The sequence below is a fragment of the Ideonella sp. genome (assembly GCF_041914305.1).
Lineage (GTDB): Bacteria > Pseudomonadota > Gammaproteobacteria > Burkholderiales > Burkholderiaceae_C > Ideonella.
This window is the reverse complement of record NZ_JAYSDQ010000001.1, coordinates 657,829-675,038: the sequence shown is the minus strand read 5'-3', so window position 1 is coordinate 675,038 and position 17,210 is coordinate 657,829. Positions and strand designations below refer to the sequence as shown.

19 protein-coding genes are annotated in these 17,210 nt (G+C 69.8%); 5 read left to right on the top strand and 14 right to left on the bottom strand.

From position 1 onward, the window contains the following. Positions 1–20 precede the first annotated feature (20 nt). From ACE3SG_RS02775 to ACE3SG_RS02765, 3 genes are all read right to left on the bottom strand, one after another. Positions 21–812: a hypothetical protein gene (locus tag ACE3SG_RS02775; RefSeq protein ID WP_374562424.1), complete on the bottom strand. Its 792-nt coding sequence runs from the start codon at positions 810–812 to the stop codon at positions 21–23. A 218-nt stretch (positions 813–1,030) separates the two neighbouring features. Next, positions 1,031–2,161: an anhydro-N-acetylmuramic acid kinase gene (locus tag ACE3SG_RS02770; RefSeq protein ID WP_374562423.1), complete on the bottom strand. Its 1,131-nt coding sequence runs from the start codon at positions 2,159–2,161 to the stop codon at positions 1,031–1,033. Between the two features lie 42 nt (positions 2,162–2,203). Beyond that, positions 2,204–3,625: a peptidoglycan DD-metalloendopeptidase family protein gene (locus ACE3SG_RS02765; protein ID WP_374562422.1), complete on the bottom strand. Its 1,422-nt coding sequence runs from the start codon at positions 3,623–3,625 to the stop codon at positions 2,204–2,206. A 295-nt stretch (positions 3,626–3,920) separates the two neighbouring features. Between ACE3SG_RS02765 and tyrS the strand changes: the two genes are divergently transcribed. From tyrS to ACE3SG_RS02740, 5 genes are all read left to right on the top strand, one after another. Beyond that, complete coding sequence (tyrS, locus tag ACE3SG_RS02760; protein ID WP_374562421.1) at positions 3,921–5,153, top strand: tyrosine--tRNA ligase; 1,233 nt, start codon at positions 3,921–3,923, stop codon at positions 5,151–5,153. Positions 5,154–5,178: 25 nt separating this feature from the next. Next, positions 5,179–5,652: an FKBP-type peptidyl-prolyl cis-trans isomerase gene (locus ACE3SG_RS02755; protein WP_374562420.1), complete on the top strand. Its 474-nt coding sequence runs from the start codon at positions 5,179–5,181 to the stop codon at positions 5,650–5,652. 123 nt (positions 5,653–5,775) lie between these two features. Then, positions 5,776–6,666 (top strand): cation diffusion facilitator family transporter, encoded by an 891-nt coding sequence (locus ACE3SG_RS02750; protein WP_374562419.1) that lies wholly within the window; start codon positions 5,776–5,778, stop codon positions 6,664–6,666. Then, positions 6,663–7,118, top strand: a complete 456-nt coding sequence (dtd, locus tag ACE3SG_RS02745) for a D-aminoacyl-tRNA deacylase (RefSeq protein WP_374562417.1) — start codon at positions 6,663–6,665, stop codon at positions 7,116–7,118. Before ACE3SG_RS02750 ends, dtd begins: the two co-directional genes overlap by 4 nt. Before the next feature lie 223 nt (positions 7,119–7,341). Then, the gene (locus ACE3SG_RS02740; protein WP_374562416.1) at positions 7,342–7,749 is read left to right on the top strand and encodes a cytochrome c; all 408 of its coding nucleotides are present in this window, start codon (positions 7,342–7,344) and stop codon (positions 7,747–7,749) included. Between the two features lie 132 nt (positions 7,750–7,881). Here ACE3SG_RS02740 and ACE3SG_RS02735 read toward each other — a convergent pair whose 3' ends face one another. From ACE3SG_RS02735 to ACE3SG_RS02685, 11 genes are all read right to left on the bottom strand, one after another. Beyond that, a complete protein-coding gene (locus ACE3SG_RS02735) occupies positions 7,882–10,062 on the bottom strand; it encodes a prolyl oligopeptidase family serine peptidase (protein ID WP_374562414.1) in 2,181 nt (726 codons plus the stop codon). Positions 10,063–10,152: 90 nt separating this feature from the next. Next, a complete protein-coding gene (locus ACE3SG_RS02730) occupies positions 10,153–10,704 on the bottom strand; it encodes a DNA-deoxyinosine glycosylase (RefSeq protein WP_374562413.1) in 552 nt (183 codons plus the stop codon). Next, positions 10,701–11,525: a TatD family hydrolase gene (locus ACE3SG_RS02725; RefSeq protein WP_374562451.1), complete on the bottom strand. Its 825-nt coding sequence runs from the start codon at positions 11,523–11,525 to the stop codon at positions 10,701–10,703. The genes ACE3SG_RS02730 and ACE3SG_RS02725 overlap by 4 nt, the downstream gene beginning before the upstream one ends. Positions 11,526–11,574: 49 nt before the next feature. Then, positions 11,575–12,057: a preprotein translocase subunit YajC gene (locus ACE3SG_RS02720; RefSeq protein WP_374562412.1), complete on the bottom strand. Its 483-nt coding sequence runs from the start codon at positions 12,055–12,057 to the stop codon at positions 11,575–11,577. Positions 12,058–12,061: 4 nt separating this feature from the next. Continuing rightward, positions 12,062–12,757 (bottom strand): ABC transporter ATP-binding protein, encoded by a 696-nt coding sequence (locus tag ACE3SG_RS02715; protein WP_374562411.1) that lies wholly within the window; start codon positions 12,755–12,757, stop codon positions 12,062–12,064. After that, complete coding sequence (locus tag ACE3SG_RS02710; protein ID WP_374562410.1) at positions 12,750–14,021, bottom strand: lipoprotein-releasing ABC transporter permease subunit; 1,272 nt, start codon at positions 14,019–14,021, stop codon at positions 12,750–12,752. The genes ACE3SG_RS02715 and ACE3SG_RS02710 overlap by 8 nt, the downstream gene beginning before the upstream one ends. A 124-nt stretch (positions 14,022–14,145) precedes the next feature. Continuing rightward, positions 14,146–14,610, bottom strand: coding sequence for a CreA family protein (locus ACE3SG_RS02705; RefSeq protein WP_374562409.1), 465 nt, complete (start codon positions 14,608–14,610; stop codon positions 14,146–14,148). 93 nt (positions 14,611–14,703) lie between these two features. After that, entirely contained in the window at positions 14,704–14,868 is a 165-nt protein-coding gene (locus ACE3SG_RS02700) for a hypothetical protein (RefSeq protein ID WP_374562408.1), read from the bottom strand. Between the two features lie 16 nt (positions 14,869–14,884). Further along, entirely contained in the window at positions 14,885–15,169 is a 285-nt protein-coding gene (locus ACE3SG_RS02695) for a hypothetical protein (protein ID WP_374562406.1), read from the bottom strand. Positions 15,170–15,514: 345 nt separating this feature from the next. Then, a complete protein-coding gene (locus ACE3SG_RS02690) occupies positions 15,515–16,756 on the bottom strand; it encodes a hypothetical protein (protein WP_374562405.1) in 1,242 nt (413 codons plus the stop codon). 6 nt (positions 16,757–16,762) lie between these two features. Continuing rightward, the coding region (locus ACE3SG_RS02685; protein WP_374562403.1) for a hypothetical protein at positions 16,763–17,210 on the bottom strand (448 nt) is incomplete at its 5' end.

Genomic DNA, 17,210 nt, shown 5'->3' with positions numbered 1-17,210 from the left:
GAAGCCCGTGCGGAGGCGGATCAGACGCTGTTGCGTGCCACCTGCGCCGTCTGGGTCGAGGCCGGCGCCACCTTCAGCGTCTCGCCCTGCACCGTGACATGCGTGCCCACGGTCAGCGACTTGGCCTGCGTGATGCTGCGCACCGAGCCGTCTTCCATCCGCACCTTCATGCGGTAGACCGTCTCGGTCTTGACCTTCTTCTCGATCGCGTGGCCGGCCAACCCGCCGCCGACGACACCGAGCACGGTCAGCGCGGTCTTGCCGCTGCCGGCGCCCATGCGGTTGCCCAGCGCACCGCCGACGACACCGCCGGCCACGGCGCCGACGCCGCTGGCCTTGCCTTCACGCTGCACCGGCTCGACCGCCTCGACGACACCGCAACTGTTGCAAACCGACACCATGGCCGGCTGGGTCTCGTGAAATTCGCCACGGTTGGCGGGCGCTGCCGCCACAGGCTGGCCACCGTGCGACGCGGTGGCCGGCGCGGGATGCACAGGCCGCGTGGCCGGTTTGGTCGCCGGGGCCGGCTGCGCCAGCGAGGCGGCCGACGGCGCGGCGTCTGCGCCCCGGTCGTCGCTGGCCAACGGCGGCGGCTTCGGCGCCGACGGGTCCTGGGCCACGTCGGCGGCATTCGCCACCAGGGCGGCCGGTGCCGAGCCGGGCTCGGCCGACGCAGGGGCGGGTGAGCGGATCACCAGGGCCGCGCCGAGCGCCGCCACGGTGGTGCCGAGCAGGCCGATCACCAGCCAGGCGCTGCGCGGAAATGACGATTGGGCCGGCCGGGGCCGAACCGCTGCGGTGGATGGATGCATGAGAACCCTCCGAACTGGTCGCCGAGGACACCACACCGCGTGGCACCCCGATCTGCACAGCACAGATGCTGCGCGCAGCGTCGAGGTCACAGGTATCCGAATGCATCGCCTGTACCACGGCCAAGGGACAGGTTGGCCCGGATACGCCGGTGCTGGTCACCCAGCACGCATAGGCCGTGCCAACCCGGGCGGGGCCGCCCTGCTGGGCTGCCGGAAGCTCAGGCGGGGTAGACCGCGCCGAGCACCCGCGGCCCGCGCGCGCCGGTGGCCTCGGGCCGGTTGCCGGGCTGGCGCAGCACGCAGGCACGCGCCAGCCAGGCAAACGCCGCCGCCTCGACCTGCAGCGGCGGCAGGCCGGCTTCGGCCGTCGACCCGACCGTCACGCCCGGCAGCAGGGCCGCCAGGCGCACCATCAGGTGGCTGTTCAATGCACCACCGCCGCACACCCGCAAGTCGGTGGTGCCCGGGGCCTCGCGGCGCAGCGCGTCGGCCGCCGCATGGGCCGTGAACTCGGCCAGCGTGGCCTGCACGTCGGCCGGCTCGGCCGCCGCGAAGGCGCCCAGGCGGCCGGCCAGCCAGGCCGGGTTGAACAGGTCGCGGCCGGTGCTCTTGGGCGGCGGTCGCTGCAAGAAGGGCTCGGCGAGCAGGGCCGCCAGCAGCGCCGGCAACACCCGGCCACTCGCCGCCCAGCCGCCCGCCTCGTCGTACGGCAGGCCGCGGTGCAGTTGCACCCAGTGGTCCAGCAGCGCATTGCCCGGCCCGCAGTCGAAGCCGCGCACCACGCCCTGCTCGTCGTCGGCGGCAGGCAGCAGCGTCAGATTGCCGATGCCACCCAGGTTCAGCACAGCCCGCGGCGCGGTCGGCAGGCTGAAGACCTGCGCATGAAAGGCGGGGACCAGCGGCGCCCCCTGGCCGCCCGCCGCCACATCGCGCGAGCGGAAATCAGCGATGACATCGATGCCGGTCAGCTCGGCCAACAGGGCCGGCTGGTTGATCTGGATCGTGTAGCCGGTGGCGTCGAACTCGCCGGGGCGGTGGCGCAGCGTCTGGCCATGCGAGCCGATCGCGGTGACCGCACCGGGCGCCGTGTGGGTGTCGGCCAGCAGCGCGTGCACGGCCCCGGCCTGCACGCGGGCCAGCCCGTTGGCGGCCAATGCGGCGCGGTGCAGTTCGTTGTCGCCGGCGCTGTTGAGCGCCAGCAGCTCGTCGCGCAGGGCCGGCGCGAACGGGCGATGGGCGTGGGCGAGCACCTCGACGCCCTGCTGGGCGGGGTCGTCGGCAAAGCGCGCGAGAACCCCGTCCACCCCGTCCAGCGAGGTGCCGGACATCAAGCCAATGTAGAGCGCCATGCGCCGGATTGTGGCCGGCGCCGACGCCGGCGCGGCGGTGGCTTACTCGCCGCGGCCGCCGGCCACGCCTTGCAGTTCGTCGGCGGCTTCGAGCTGGGTCTTCATCGCGACCGCCCATTGCGCGAAGCGCGGGCGCTGCGAGGCGTCCAGCGCCACCGTCTCGGCGGCCTTGGCGATGCGCAGCGGGTCTTGATGCTGGCCGTTGACGCGGAACTCGAAGTGCAGGTGCGGCCCAGTGGCCCAGCCGGTGGCACCGACGTTGCCGATGTTCTGGCCTTGTTCGACACGCTGGCCCTTGCGCACATTGACGCGCGACAGGTGCGCATACAGCGTGCTGCGGCCGCCGTTGTGGGCGAGCTGCACGACGTTGCCGTAGCCGTTCTGCCAGCCGGCGAACTCGACGATGCCGTCGCCGACCGAGCGCACCGGCGTGCCGCTGGGCGCGCCGTAGTCGGTGCCCAGGTGCGCGCGCCAGGTCTGCAGGATCGGGTGCATGCGCATCGAGAAGCCCGAGGTCACGCGCGAGAACTCCATCGGGCTGGCGAGGAACGCGCGGCGCTTGCTCTCGCCCTTGAAGTCGTAATAGCCGCCCTTGCCATCGGCGTTGCCGAACCACACGGCCTGGTAGCTCTTGCCGTTGTTGACGAACTCGGCCGCCAGCACCCGGCCACTGCCCTGGTTCCAGGTAATCGGCTCGCCGTCGGCGGTCAACGCCTCGTAGACCACGCTGAAGGCATCGCCCTTGCGCAGCTCGCGGTGGAAGTCGATGTCGGTCGAGAACATCTCGGCCATCTGCACGGCGATCGCATCGGGGATGCCGGCATCGTCGGTGGCCGCGAACAATGAACTGCGGATCGTGCCGCCCGCCAGGCGGGTGCTCGCGCCAAGCGCCGCGGTTTCGACACGGGCACTGAAACCGCCACGCTCGGCGCGCTGGATCGTCAGGCGCTGAAAGCGCGACGGCGCCGTCGTGCTGCCATCGTCGTCGGTGGCGAAGCGGGCGACCAGCGACTGCAGGCGGCCTTCGTCGTCCAACTCGGCCGACACCATCTTGCCGGGCCGGCCGTTCAGCACCCGTTGCGCCGTGCGGTCGGCGCGCAGGAACTGGGCCGCTTCGGCATCGACCACGCCCAGGCGGCGCAGCAGGCTGTCGGCCGTGTCGCTGGCGCGGGTGGTTTCACTGCGCCGCAGCTCGATCCCGGCATCGGCCAGCGCTTCGAGCTGGCCCTTCAGGCCTTCGGGTTCGACCGCTTCGGTGACCAGGCGGCGCGGCAGCTCGGCCGCATCGGGCGCCAGCGGGGCGATACCGAAGGCGGTGACACCGAAACCGGCCATCAGCACGGCCAGCGTCGTGGCCAGGCCGCGACGGTGGGCAGAGACGAATTCGCGGGCGGCCAGGACGGCGGCCCGAACCGTGGACGGCGGGGGCAGATGAGGCGTCGGGGCGCGTGAATCCAATGACATTCAGTTTCATTCCGCGAGGTGAAGAACACCTCGCAACAGCAACCTGCCCAGCGGTCGACAAGATCAACCCGACGCCGGCCGAGGCAGGCGCGCAAAGGTTTGCAAAGGGTCAGGATCCAGGCCCTGGGCAGGGGCCGGCCCGTAGAATCCGCCGCTTCAAGCCACCTTCGCGATGGCCCTGGGCGACCGGTTCGGGGCGGCTCACGGAGGAGTCGGAGCCCGGAACAGGCGATGCGCGCGAGTATAGCCAAGCCCTCTACGGCGCCATCCCCAGTTTGCAATCTGTGACTTTTGTATGACAGAACCCGTGAACAGCGGCACGCCACTCAGCAATTCTGTGCAGGAAGCACTGGCCATCAGCCTGCGCGGATGCAGTGAACTGCTGCCCCAGGCCGACTGGGTCAAGAAGCTGCAGCGTGCCGAAGCCACCGGCCAGCCGCTGCGCATCAAGCTCGGGCTGGACCCGACCGCACCCGACATCCACCTCGGCCACACGGTGGTGCTCAACAAGATGCGCCAGTTGCAGAACCTGGGGCACACCGTCATCTTCCTGATCGGCGACTTCACCTCGATGATCGGCGACCCGTCGGGCCGCAACGCCACGCGCCCGCCGCTGACGCGCGAGCAGATCGAAGCCAACGCCAAGACCTACTACGCCCAGGCCAGCCTGGTGCTCGACCCCGAGAAGACCGAGATCCGCTACAACAGCGAATGGAGCGACCCGCTGGGCGCGCGCGGCATGATCCAGCTGGCGGCCAAGTACACCGTCGCCCGCATGCTCGAGCGCGACGACTTCACCAAGCGCTTCCAGGCCAACACGCCGATCTCGGTGCACGAGCTGCTCTACCCGCTGATGCAGGGCTACGACTCGGTCGCCCTGAAGAGCGACCTCGAACTCGGCGGCACCGACCAGAAGTTCAACCTGCTGGTGGGCCGCGCGCTGCAAAGCGAATACGGCCAGGAGCCGCAGTGCATCCTGACGATGCCACTGCTGGTGGGGCTGGACGGCGTCGAGAAGATGTCGAAGTCGAAGAACAACTACATCGGCATCACCGAAGACGCGAACACGATGTTCGCCAAGTTGCTGTCGATCAGCGACACGCTGATGTGGGATTACTTCACCCTGCTGAGCTTCCGCTCCGAGGCCGAGATCGCGGCGCTGAAAGCCGAGGTCGCGGCGGGCCGCAACCCGAAGGATGCTAAGGTGCTGCTGGCCAAGGAGATCACGACGCGCTTCCACAGCGCGTCGGCCGCCGAGGCTGCGGAACTTCAGTTTCAGAAGATCGCCGATGGCGGAATTCCGGACGAGCTTGAACAGGTGTCACTGTCCGGTGCGCCAATGGGCATTGGGGCCCTGCTGAAGGCCGCCCGACTGGTCCCTAGCACCAGCGAAGCCAACCGCCTGATCGACCAAGGCGGGGTGCGCATCGACGGAGGGGTCGTTTCCGACAAAGGCCTGAAACTCCAGGCCGGTACATTCGTCGCCCAGGTGGGTCGCCGCAAATTCGCGCGCGTCACCCTGTCCTGAGTCCATCACGTTCGCGGAGATCCCGATGAACCGTTCCAGAAAAATCGCCGTCGTTGTTTCTGCCCTGGCCCTGGCCGGCCTGGCCGCCCATGCCCAGGTCGAGCCGGTCAGCGGCACCGCGCCCGCCGCGGCCGCCGGCCCGGTCAAAGCCGCCGATGGCAGCGAAACCTGGCCCAGCGGCCTGGTCTTCCGCTCGATCAAGGAAGGCACCGGCGCCAGCCCCAGCCCGACCGACACGGTCAAGGTCCACTACCGTGGCACCTTCCCCGACGGCAAGGAATTCGACAGCTCCTACACCCGCGGCCAGCCGGCCGAGTTCCCGCTCAACCGCGTGATCCCCTGCTGGACCGAAGGCGTGCAGAAGCTCAAGGTCGGCGGCAAGGCCAAGCTGACCTGCCCGCCGAGCATTGCCTACGGTGCCAAGGGCGCCGGCGGCGTGATCCCGCCGAATGCGACCCTGAACTTCGATGTCGAACTGATCGGAATAGCAGGGCGATAAGGCCCCCACGCCCCTTGCCAGGGGCTGCCCCCCGAGGGGGCTCGCGCAGCGGACTTGCAAAGCCAGATCCGCGCGCGCCACTTGGAGCGGGCGGCGCTACGCGCGCCCGATTGGTGAGGTCGGATGCAGGTTGCCTCATATTTGAAGTTGTCGGTGGCTGCGGCGTTGGCCACCATCGCGTTGAAGACCGGTGCCTGGTGGCTGACCGATTCGGTCAGCTTGTTGTCGGACGCGCTGGAATCGTTGGTCAACCTGGCCGGCGCGATGTTTGCGCTGGCGATGGTGACGCTGGCGGCGCGCCCGCCTGACGACGAACACCCGTACGGTCACCACAAGGCCGAGTACTTCTCCAGCGGCTTCGAGGGGGTGCTGATCATCGCCGCGGCGCTGGGCATCAGCATCGCCGCGGTCGAGCGCTGGCTGCATCCGCAGCCGCTGCAGTCGCTGGGCCTCGGGCTGGGCCTGTCGATCGTCAGCTCGGCGATGAACGGTGTGCTGGCCTGGGCGATGCTGCGCACGGCACGCGAGCACCGCTCCGCAGCGCTCGAAGGCGATGCGCGCCACCTGATCACCGATGTCTGGACCAGCGCCGGCGTGGTCGTCGGGCTGATCGGCGTCACCCTCACCGGCTGGGTCTGGCTCGACCCGCTGGCCGCCGTGCTGGTGGCGCTGAACATCCTGCGTGAAGGCGCCTCACTGATGCGTCGCTCGGCCGACGGGCTGATGGACCACGCGCTCGAGCCCGAGCAACAGGCCGCGATCGACGAGGTGTTGAAGGGCTTTGCCCACCCGACGATCCGCTTCGACCACCTGACCACCCGCCGCGCCGGCGCGCGCCGCTTTGCCGACCTGCACATGCACATGCCCGCCAGCTGGACGTTGCAGCGCGCCGCGGCGCTGCGCACCGATGTCGAGCAGGCCTTGATGAGCGCGGTGCCCGGGCTGCGGGCCAGCATCCAGCTGCTGCCGATGGACGTCGAAGCCCACCTCGGCGACGAGAAGGATTTCTTGTGATCGGGCTCGTGCAGCGCGTGCGCGAAGCGCGGGTCGACATCGCCGGGCGCACCGTCGGCGCGATCGGCCCGGGCCTGCTGGTGCTGGCCTGCGCCGAGCCGGCCGACAGCGAAGCGCAGGTCGACAAGTTCGTGGCCAAACTGCTGAAGCTGCGCATCTTCAGCGACGACGCCGGCAAGATGAACCGCAGCGTGCAGGACCTGGACGGCGCCGGCACGCCGGGCGGGCTGCTGATCGTCTCGCAGTTCACGCTCGCGGCCGACACCTCGGGCGGCAACCGCCCGAGCTTCACCGGCGCCGCGCCGGCCGCGCAGGGCCTGGCGCTATACGAGGCCTTGCTGGCGCGCGCCCGCGCGGCGCACCCGCTGGTGCAGGCGGGCGAATTCGGCGCCGACATGCAGGTGCACCTGGTCAACGACGGGCCGGTGACGATCCCGCTGCGGATCACCTGATTCGGCTGTGGTGGCATCGGCCAGCCACGACGCGGGCCCTCTCCGCCACGGGCCGGCGCGGCCACCTCGAAGCAGGCTCCAACGAGCGCACATTGCGCTGCGTCAATCGACCCGGCGCCCCCATGGCGCAGGCTTGGGTGCGGCTCGTCACTGCCAGGCAACCGCACCCATTGAAGGAACCCGACCATCCCTGGAGGCTTGCATGAGAACGAACTGGACATCCATGGCCATTGCCGCCACGTTTGCGCTGTGCGTCGCCCCGTCGGTGCTGGCGCAAGCCAAAGCAACCAGCGACTTCGGCAAACGCGAGTTCGAAGCCAACTGCGCCAGTTGCCACGGCATGAACGCGAAGGGCAACGGCCCGCTGGTGGAGTGGCTGCGCAAGAGTCCGCCGGACTTGACAACCCTGGCCAAAGCCAACGGTGGCGTGCTCCCGATGGCCCGCCTGTACGACGTCATCGATGGCCAGAACGTGCCCTCGCACGGCACGCGCGACATGCCGATTTGGGGCCGCGACTACAAGATTCAGGCAGCCGAGCACTACGTCGACGTGCCCTACGACGCAGAGGCCTATACGCGTGCCCGCATGCTGGCGCTGCTCGAATACCTCAACCGATTGCAGGCGAAGTAGGCGGGCGCCGGTGGCCGATTGGGGCGGCCGCCAGTTCGCGAGTGTTCAGCGCCCGATCAAAGCTCATCGCACCGCCGAAGCCGAGGCCCAAGTCGCGCTCGACAGAACGCGGCAAGTGCCTGCGTGATCGGCTCACGGCACCGCGGCAAACCCCGGCTCGTTCATCGCCGACAGGAAGAACGACCAGACGTCGGCAAACTGCTCGATGCGTTGCGAGCGCGTGCCGCCGGCACCGTGGCCGCCGTCCTTGTCGACGCGCAGCAGCACCGGTCGACCCGAGCTCGTGGCGGCCTGCAACCGCGCCGCGAACTTGGCCGGTTGCCATGACGGGACGCGGGCGTCGTTGATGCCGGTGGTCAGGATCACCGCCGGATACGGCGTGCCATCGACCACCCGATGCAGCGGGCTCACCGACTGCATCGCGAGGAACTGGTAGCGGTCTTTCACGGTGCCGAACTCGCCGACGTTGGCCTGCCCGTTGCTCGTCGTCTCGCTGCGCAGCAGGTCGGACATGCCGACATCGTCGTGGGCCACGGCGAACAGGTCCGGGCGCTCGGTGATCGCACCGCCCACGGCGATGCCGCCGGCGCTGGCGCCGTGCACCGCCAGCTTGGCGGGCCGCGTGTGGCCCTCGCGCACCAGCGCTTCGGCGCAGGCGACCAGGTCGCGGATGGTGTTCGACTTCGTCAGGATGCGCCCTGCTGCATGCCACTCGGCGCCATACTCGCCGCCGCCGCGCACATGCGCCACCGCGAACAAGCCGCCGCGTTCCAGCCAGGCCAGCAGCATTGGTTCGAAGCGCGGCTCGCGCGGCAGCCCGTAGGCGCCATAGGCGGTCAGGATCGTCGGGCGCTGGCCGTCGCGCGGCAGGCCCTTGCGGTGGACCAGCGTCATCGGGATGCGCGCGCCGTCGGCACCGGGCACGAACACCATCTCGGTCTCGATCTGGCTGAAATCGGCCGCCGCCGGGGGCAGCAGGCCGGTGTCGCGCGTGGGCCCGGCGCCCACGGCCAGCACGCGGCTCGACGCAGCCCAACCTTCGAGCTTGACCCACGCCCCGGCGCTGGCGCGGCTGGCCGTCAGCTCGCGAATGCTGCCGGCAAAAGGCAGCGCCACGTCTTGCGGCGCGCTGCCGTCGAACGGCACCCGCAGCAGCCGCGACGTGCCGACCACCGTGCCTTTCACATACAGGCCATCGCGCGCCGGCACCGCGTCGTCGAGCGCCATCGCGCTGGGTGGCAGCACCAGCGCCGGTGCCGCGCCGGGGTGCGCGAGGTCGATCTTCAGCAGCTTGTTGCCCGGCGCCGCCTCGTGGCTCATCACGTACAGGTGGTCGCCGGCCAGGTAGCCGCGAAACCACTGATCGGCCGGGCTGGCCAGGCGCCGCCACTGCGCCTTGCCCGCCAGCACATCGGCCAGCGTGGCGACGAAGAAGTGCCGCTGGTTGGAGACACCGGGCACCGTGACGGCCACCACGTACCGGCTGCCAGGGTCGAGCAGGAAGTACGAATAGTCCTGCGCCTCGAACACCATGCCCGGCGGCACACCAGGGCCGAAGACCACCGGGTCCTGGTCCAGGGGGCGGCCCAGGCGGTGCAGGAAGATCCGGGTGTTGTCCAGCCCGCTGCCGGCGCCGGGGTTGCGGACATAGAAGAACTGCTCGCCGTCTTCGAGCCACGAGACCGTCCAAGAGCCGCCATAGACGCGGTCGATGCGCTCGTCGAGCAGCTTGCCCGAGGCCACGTCGAGCACGAACAGCACCGACTGCTCCGACCCACCGGCTGCCAGGTTGACGGCCACGCGGCGCCCATCGCGCGACGGCGTGAAGTCACCGATCGCCTGGCGCTGGCCGGGCGTGGACACCGTGTCTGGGTCGAGCAGCACACGCGACTCGCCGGTGCCGCCCTCGCGCACCATCAAGCGCGCGCTGTTGCGGCCGGGCTCGAGGGCCAGGTAGAACAGGTGCTTGCCACCCCAAGCCATGCCGCTGACGTTGCCCGCGGCCTGCGACAGGCTGCGCAGCCGCTCGGCCAACGCAGCGCGGCCCGGCAATGCGTCGAGCTGGCGGCGGCTGGCATCGGCCTGGGCGGTGAGCCAGGCGCGGTAATCGGCGCTGTCCTTGTCCTCCATCCAGCGGTAGGGGTCGGCCACGGTCACGCCGTGGTAGGTGTCGACCACCGGCACGGTCTTCGCCACCGGCGGCGCGTCGCCGGCGGCGGCCACGGGGGCCGACAAGGCCACGGCCAGCATCGCGGCACAGGCCGTCTTCATGCGAAAGGTCGAACGGGAACGAGAGAACAACGGGGTCTTCATCGGTGGGGTATGTCGGGTTCGTGGCAAGCCGGCAGGCCACGCTGCCAAGGGCGAAACCCGCGGCGGGGCGGGCAGAAGGTCGCCGCCAGTCTAACGGCCAGAGTGCGGCACACCGCGATCACCAGGCGACGGCAGCCCCGCGGCCTCGAACACCTCGCGCCAGGCGGCCAGCTTGCGCTCGAAGCTCCAGCTGGCGTTGGCCGGGCTGGTCGACGGCAGGCGATAGACCGGCAGGCCTAACGCGGATGTGATGCGCATGCTGCGGGCCGATTCGCCGCCGTTGTGGGCAATGGCCACCAGCCCCGGCGCCTGCTGGCGCAGCTGGGTCAGGTCGTTGTGCTCGGCCGCCTCGATCGCGCTGTCCAGGCTGCCTTCGCGCAGGCAGGCGGCGTAGACATCCCACAGGCCCAGGCCGCGATGGCGGATCGTCGCCAGCCGCTCGTCATAGGGCATGGCCACCAGGTCGACGCCCAGCAAAGCGCCGACGATGGGCCAGAAATGGTTGCGCGGGTGGCCGTAGTACTGCTGCGCCTTCAGCGAGGCCGCGCCGGGAAAGCTGCCGAGCACCACCAGCTTGGTCTCGGGCGCGATCACCGGCGCCAGCCCCACCAGGCGGGGCCGCTCGTCAGCGGCTGCCTTCATGCGGCTGCCCCCATCAACGCGGCGAGACGAGGCAAGGCGGCCCAGGCGTTGGCGCGGGTGCTGGCCGCCGTCTCCTCGATCGACCAGCCGCGCAGCTCGGCCAGGCTTTGCGCGATGCGCGGCAGCTCGGCGGGCTCGTTGCGGCTGGCCTGGCCGGCGGCGCGCTGCGCGGCGGTGCGGTACAGCCACTGCGGCGGAATGTCGGGCGCGTCGGTCTCCAGCACCGGCGCATGGCCCGGCACCGCGGCCGCCAGCTCGCGGATGTTCAGCGCCCGCTCGAAGGTCATCGCGCCGCCGAAGCCGAGAGCAAAGCCGCGCGCGACGAACGCCGCCGCCTGCTGCTGGCTGCCGTTGAAAGCATGGCCGATGCCGCCCGGCACCTCGATCAGGCGCAGGTGCTTCAGCAGCAGGTCGGCCGAGCGCCGCACATGCAGCAGCACCGGCAGGCCCGCGTCGCGCGCGAGCTTCAGCTGGGCGGCGTAGAAGTGCTCCATCCGGTCGCGGTCCAGCCCGGGCACGAAGAAGTCGAGGCCGATCTCGCCGACGGCGACCAGCCGCGGGTCGTCGCGCCAGCGCCGCAGCGCCTCGGCCAGGCGGTCCAGGTCGTCGGCCTGGGCCCGGTCGACGCACAACGGGTGAATGCCCAGCGCATAGGCCAGCTGGTGCCGATGGGCCAGCGCGCGCACCGCGTCGAAGTTGGCCACCTCGACCGCCGGCAGCACCTGCATCGTCACGCCGGCCGCCTGCGCGCGCGCGACGACCGCGTCACGATCAGCCTCGAACTCGGCGGCGTCAAGATGGCAGTGCGTGTCGATCCACATCGTCTCGGTCACCGGCTTCACTTCGGCACCCACCCGGCCACGGCCGGACTCACACCGGCGAACGCATCCGGCCGTTGTTGCCCGCCCGCCCCTCGCCCGGCGCCTGCCGCGGCGGGCGCCCGGGGCCCGAGAGCGGCAACAGCAGGGTTTCGGGGATCGGGTCCAGCCCGAGTTGGGTGCGCAGGTCGGAGCGAAGTTCCAGGATCAGCGGCTGGTAGTCGACCGGCTCGCCGAGCATCAGCGTGTGCACGCAGTCCGCGGCCAGCTCGACCTGCCGGATCGAGCCGAACAACACCACGTCGGCCAGCGCTTCTTCCATCTGGGCACGGTGGTCGGCGGTGGCCGGCGTGAACGAGCCGGCCAGCGAGCGGTAGGCGATCACCAGGTAGCGCAGCCGCTCGGCCTCTTGCCGCGCTTCGCGCTGGCGCTTGTGGCGCACCCGCAGCAGCACATACATGCGGATCGCGAGCAGCACCACCGCCACGGTCACCGGCACGATGATCGCGAGCGGGTTCAGCTCCGCAAAGCGCATCGTGTCAGGCCCCAGGCAGGCGGCCGGCGTCCAGCCGCAGGCGGCGGTCGCAGCGCGCCGCCAGCGTCTCGTCGTGCGTCACCAGCACGAAGGCCAGGCCGCGCTCGCGGGCGCGGGCCAGCATCAGCGCGAAGACACGGTCGGCGGTCTCGCGGTCGAGGTTGCCGGTGGGCTCGTCGGCCAGCACGCAGGCCGGGTCGGCCACCAGCGCGCGCGCCAGGGCGACCCGCTGGCGCTCACCGCCCGAGAGCTCGCCCGGCCGGTGCAGCACCCGCTCGCCCAGGCCCACCTCGGTCAGCGCGGCGCGCGCCTTCTCGTGCGCCTGCGGCACCGACAGGCGGCGGATGCGCAGCGGCATCGCCACGTTGTCGAGTGCGCTGAACTCGGGCAGCAGGTGGTGGAACTGGTAGACGAAGCCCAGGTGCTGGTTGCGCCACAGGCCCTGCTCGGCAGCGCCCATCTCGTCGATGCGGCGGCCCATCAGCGTGACGTGGCCGCTGCTGGGCGCGTCGAGCCCACCCAGCAGGTGCAGCAAGGTGCTCTTGCCCGAGCCCGAGGCGCCGACGATGGCCAGCGTTTCGCCGCGCTGCACGGTCAGGTCCACGCCCTGAAGCACCTGCACGTCGAGCGGGCCTTCGTGGAAGCGCTTTTGCAGCGACTGCGCCACCAGCACCGGGCCCTGCGAAAAATGGTCACTCATAGCGCAAGGCCTCTGCCGGGTTGACGCGGCTGGCGCGCCAGCTCGGGTACAGCGTGGCCAGGAAGGCCAGCACCAGCGAGATCACGGCGATCGGCAGCACATCGGCCATCTGCGGGTCGCTGGGCATTCGGTTGATCAGGTAGATGCTGCTGGGCAGGAAGGCCACGCCCAGCGCATGCTCAATGGCCGGCACGATGGTGCCGATGTTGAAGGCGATCAGCAGCCCGAGCGCAACGCCGGCCGCGGTGCCGATCACGCCGGCGGCCGCGCCCTGCACGACGAAGATGCCCATCACCGAGCGCGGGCTGGCGCCGATCGTGCGCAGGATCGCGATGTCGGCGCGCTTGTCGGTCACCGTCATCACCAGCGTCGACACCAGGTTGAACGCCGCCACCGCGACGATCAGCGTCAGGATGATGAACATCATGCGTTTCTCGATCTGCACCGCGTCGTACCAGGCGGCGTTGGTGCGCGTCCAGTCGCGCACACGCACGTTCGGCCCCAGCACATCGGCCAGGCGCCAGCCGACCTCGCGCGCCTCGTGCACATCGGCCAGCTTCAGCTGCACCCCCGTCGGGCCTTCGGTGCGGAACAGCCGCGCCGCGTCGTCGAGGTGGATCAGCGCCAGCGCGCTGTCGTATTCGTAGTGGCCGACGCTGAACACGCCGACCACGGTGAACTGCTTCAGCCGTGGCATCACACCGGCCGGCGTCACCTGGCCGCCGGGCGCGATCAGCGTCACCGGGTCGCCCACGCGCACCGCCAGCGCACGCGCCAGTTCGCTGCCCAGCACGATGCGCCATTGGCCCGGCACCAGTTGCTCGAGCGTGCCATCGGCCTGCAGCTTGGCGGCCAGGTCGGTGATCTGGCTCTCGGCCGCCGGCAGCACGCCGCGCACGACCGCGCCGCGCATGTCTTCGCCGCGGGCCAGCAGCGACTGCACGGCGATGAACGGGGCCGCCGCGCGAACGGCAGGGTCTTCTTTCGCCTTCGCCGCCACGGCCTGCCAGTCGGGCAGCGCCGCACCTTGCGGCTGCAGGATCTCGACATGCGCGATCGCCGACAGCATGCGGTCGCGCACCTCTTTCTGGAAGCCGTTCATCACGCTCAGCACCACGATCAGCGCCATCACGCCCAGCGCGATGCCGATCACCGAGACGAACGAGATGAACGAGATGAAGCCGTTGCGGCGCCCGGCGCGGCCCGCGCGCGTGTAGCGCCAGCCGATCTGCCACTCATAGGGCAGCTTGGAAAACAAGCTCATGGGACCGGCATGCTACATGGTGCACCCGGCCGCGGGGTACCGCGCCCACCCTCCGCGAGGGTGGGCGGCCGCGCTGGAACACCCCCGCCACGGTTTGCCGCGATCACACCACGCGCATCGGCGCTCAGCGCACCGGGATCGGCGTGCCCCGGTCGACCGGCACGGCGGTCACGCTGTTCTGCGGCGAGCCTTCGATCACGCGGTCCGAGTAGGTGAGGTAGACCAGCGTGTTGCGGGCCGCGTCCACCATGCGCACCACACGCAGGCGCTTGAAGACCAGCGAGATCCGCTCATTGAACATCTCGTCTTGCTGCCTGAGCGGCTTGGCAAACGAGATCGGCCCGGTCTGCCGGCAGGCAATGGACGCCTCCGACTTGTCCTCGGCCAACCCGAGCGCACCCTTGATGCCGCCCGTCTTGGCCCGCGAGACGTAGCAGGTGACGCCCTTGACTTCGGGGTCGTCATAGGCATCGACGACGATCTTGTGATCGGGTCCGATGAACTTGAAGACGGTGTCGACTTCGCCGACGGACTCCGCATGCACAGCGAAGGCACAGGCCAGCAGGTTCAAGAGCAAGAGGCGTTTCATGGCCCCATTGTGGGGGGTTTCGGTGTTCGGCCAAGCAAGCGCAGAAGCCGCCCGGCGGAGGCCCTCAAAGCCCACCGGGCGGCATCGACGCGTTCAGGTCATGTGCACGGCTGGCGCGTTGGCATCTGGCAGCGGCCCGCCGGGGTGGCGCCCCAGGCTCAGCGGCAGAGACAGGAAAGAGATGAGCACCACGGGCACCAACGTCATGGCGACGGTACCGGCCAGACGTGCCACAAACTCCTGAAGATCGGCGTTCATGTTGCTCCCTTCGCTCTCAAGCCGTGGTCGCCGACTTGTACACGAGCTGCAGGCCGTCGCCGCGGCTGTAGTAGTAATCGCCATTCGGGCTGATGACGACGGCGCGGGCCTTGCGCGCATCGGAGAAGTACTGCCACCCGTAGCCCGGTTCACCGGCCTTGGGCGAGACGGCGACGGCCTGCATCCCCGAAGCAGCGTGCCGATGGTCCTTCTCTGCCTTGCGATGGTCACCTGCGTGCGCGGTGAGGCCGATCGTTGCCGCTGCGATGCTGAGCGCCACACCTACGCTACTGAGCTTCATGATCGTTCCTTTCGAGCGGGTTCAGTCGACGCTGACTGTGCGTCTACTTTGGCCGCCGAACCTTAGGAATATCTGAGCAGCTTGCGTCAGCCGACACCGACATCAGTTCGGCGCCTCTGCGGGTCGCACGCAAGGCGGAATTTGCGCGAAGGTCCGGTTTCAGCAGCGAGAGAGACCGGCTGTTCCTGGCCGGGGCCAGCCGCTGGCGAACTGGTGCTCTCGACCCGAAGCTGTCCTCGATCCCCAGGGTGACTATGTCGGAAAGCCGCCATTCGCTCCGTGCAGACCGCCGCTATGACGCCAACTTTGGCGCTTCTGACGAAGGGCAATCGGGAAGTGCTCAACCTATGGCACATCCAGCGGTGCAACAGCCGCCCCGGCCGGATAGCGCCGCCAGAAATCCAGGTTGAAGATCTGCCACGCGGGAATGGCCCAGGACGCGCCCAAGTCGTTGCCTGCAATGTGCATGCCGACGAGTGTCATGGTGCCGTCGACGTGCCGCACCACGATGGGAGAGCCGCTGTCGCCGCCTGCGGGGAACCTCGTGCCGCCGGCCTTGAGCACGATCAGTCCGTCGTGCAGCACGGCGCATGTGACGGCACGGCCGTTGCGCGAGAGCGTGTACTTGATGGAGACGATTGTTGAGGCCGCTGGCATCACGCTGAGGCTCAGTGGTATGGGGCCGCGAGGCCGAGGGTGGTTGTCAGGCGTGAGCAGCTCGAATGCGTTGGCCGTGGCGGCGTCCAAGGCGAGCAGCTCCGCCATGTTGCGCACCCATGGCCGCGCGGGGTTGAAGCGCCGCAATGCGACGCGCTCGAAGAGCTGCGCATCGGCCTGCGCCAATTGCACGTCGAAGCTCGGGCGGTCTTTCAGTTCGTCGCCGCGCAGCACGCCGCCATAGGGCAGGGTGGTGGCGAGTGCGGGTTGCCCCACCGTGTCGCCATTGCTCGCACGAGGCAGCATCAGCCGTTGCGAGTCGGTCTGCATGGAGTCTGCATCCGCAAAGGGGGTCATCACGTGCAGTGCACTCAGCACGCAGGTCAGCGGCGGATCGGCGTCGCTCGTCAACTGCACGAGGCACGTGACGCTGCCCGGCGAGTCCGGCCAGGGCGGGCGGCGCACCCAAATGCCGCTGTTCGTCTGTGCCGTGGCGCTGGCGAAGAGGCTGGCGTCCTGCACGTCGGTGGGCACGGCGAAGATCTTGCGGGCGCCGCCATGATCCGCATAGACCAACAAGGACGCGGGCAGCATCTGGGGGTGGCCGGGCGCCACGCTGCCTTTGCTCCGCACGACGAACACCACGCCGACCCGGTTTGTCAGAACGTGTCGGCCCTGGCGAGTGAACTGCCGGAAACCGGGCACCATCCAGACGAGGTTCTTGAATGCGGTCGTCAGTTCCGCAGATCGCGTATCGCAGAGCTCCTGAGCCAGGCGGGCCTGAAACGCCGGGTCGACCTTCACCGCGCGCCAGTTGGCGCGACCCTCCTTGAGCATCGCGGGCGGTACGTCCAGCGAGCGCCTTTCGGCGGCACTGGCCCATGCCTCGACGTGGCGCGACGCGGAGGGCGCTCCGACGGCTCGGCGCATCACGGCCTACTCCTTGACGCAAGGCTTGCTGCGTGAAAGGTCGATTTGCTGCAGCTTGGCATCCAGGGCCTGGTTCTTGACAAGCGTCGCCTTGGCGCCAGGGGCGGCAGCCAAGAGCTCGTCGCGTACTTCGATGGCCGCCAGGCCGGCATCGGGCTTGCTGCACTTGAGCTTGATGACGATCCGGCCCGGCTTGAACTCCGTGGCCTCCACACCAATGGTCACGCCGCGCAGCGTGCGGCTGAAGCCGGGTTTCATCAGCGCCGCCTGCAGTTCCTTCCAGGCGGCTTCGGTGGCGGCTGCGTCGGTCGGTGGCGGAGTCGGGGCGGCGGTGCCGGCAACCGGCGCGCGTGCCGGTGCCGGCTGCGCAGTCCTGCGTGCCACGGCGTTGGCGTTGGCGTTGGCGTTGGCGTTGGCGTTGGCGTTGGCGGGCGCAGGCGCGGGCGCCGGTGGC

Coding starts and splice junctions, on each gene's coding strand:
- ACE3SG_RS02710 (WP_374562410.1), bottom strand. CDS start 14,021: ATGAGCTTGTTTTCCAAGCTGCCCTATGAGTGGCAGATCGGCTGGCGC.
- ACE3SG_RS02730 (WP_374562413.1), bottom strand. CDS start 10,704: ATGAAGGCAGCCGCTGACGAGCGGCCCCGCCTGGTGGGGCTGGCGCCG.
- ACE3SG_RS02735 (WP_374562414.1), bottom strand. CDS start 10,062: ATGAAGACCCCGTTGTTCTCTCGTTCCCGTTCGACCTTTCGCATGAAG.
- ACE3SG_RS02770 (WP_374562423.1), bottom strand. CDS start 2,161: ATGGCGCTCTACATTGGCTTGATGTCCGGCACCTCGCTGGACGGGGTG.
- ACE3SG_RS02740 (WP_374562416.1), top strand. CDS start 7,342: ATGGCCATTGCCGCCACGTTTGCGCTGTGCGTCGCCCCGTCGGTGCTG.
- ACE3SG_RS02720 (WP_374562412.1), bottom strand. CDS start 12,057: ATGCGCTTTGCGGAGCTGAACCCGCTCGCGATCATCGTGCCGGTGACC.
- ACE3SG_RS02715 (WP_374562411.1), bottom strand. CDS start 12,757: ATGAGTGACCATTTTTCGCAGGGCCCGGTGCTGGTGGCGCAGTCGCTG.
- ACE3SG_RS02700 (WP_374562408.1), bottom strand. CDS start 14,868: ATGAACGCCGATCTTCAGGAGTTTGTGGCACGTCTGGCCGGTACCGTC.
- tyrS (WP_374562421.1), top strand. CDS start 3,921: ATGACAGAACCCGTGAACAGCGGCACGCCACTCAGCAATTCTGTGCAG.
- ACE3SG_RS02725 (WP_374562451.1), bottom strand. CDS start 11,525: ATGTGGATCGACACGCACTGCCATCTTGACGCCGCCGAGTTCGAGGCT.
- ACE3SG_RS02765 (WP_374562422.1), bottom strand. CDS start 3,625: ATGTCATTGGATTCACGCGCCCCGACGCCTCATCTGCCCCCGCCGTCC.
- ACE3SG_RS02750 (WP_374562419.1), top strand. CDS start 5,776: ATGCAGGTTGCCTCATATTTGAAGTTGTCGGTGGCTGCGGCGTTGGCC.
- ACE3SG_RS02705 (WP_374562409.1), bottom strand. CDS start 14,610: ATGAAACGCCTCTTGCTCTTGAACCTGCTGGCCTGTGCCTTCGCTGTG.
- ACE3SG_RS02695 (WP_374562406.1), bottom strand. CDS start 15,169: ATGAAGCTCAGTAGCGTAGGTGTGGCGCTCAGCATCGCAGCGGCAACG.
- ACE3SG_RS02775 (WP_374562424.1), bottom strand. CDS start 812: ATGCATCCATCCACCGCAGCGGTTCGGCCCCGGCCGGCCCAATCGTCA.
- ACE3SG_RS02755 (WP_374562420.1), top strand. CDS start 5,179: ATGAACCGTTCCAGAAAAATCGCCGTCGTTGTTTCTGCCCTGGCCCTG.
- ACE3SG_RS02690 (WP_374562405.1), bottom strand. CDS start 16,756: ATGCGCCGAGCCGTCGGAGCGCCCTCCGCGTCGCGCCACGTCGAGGCA.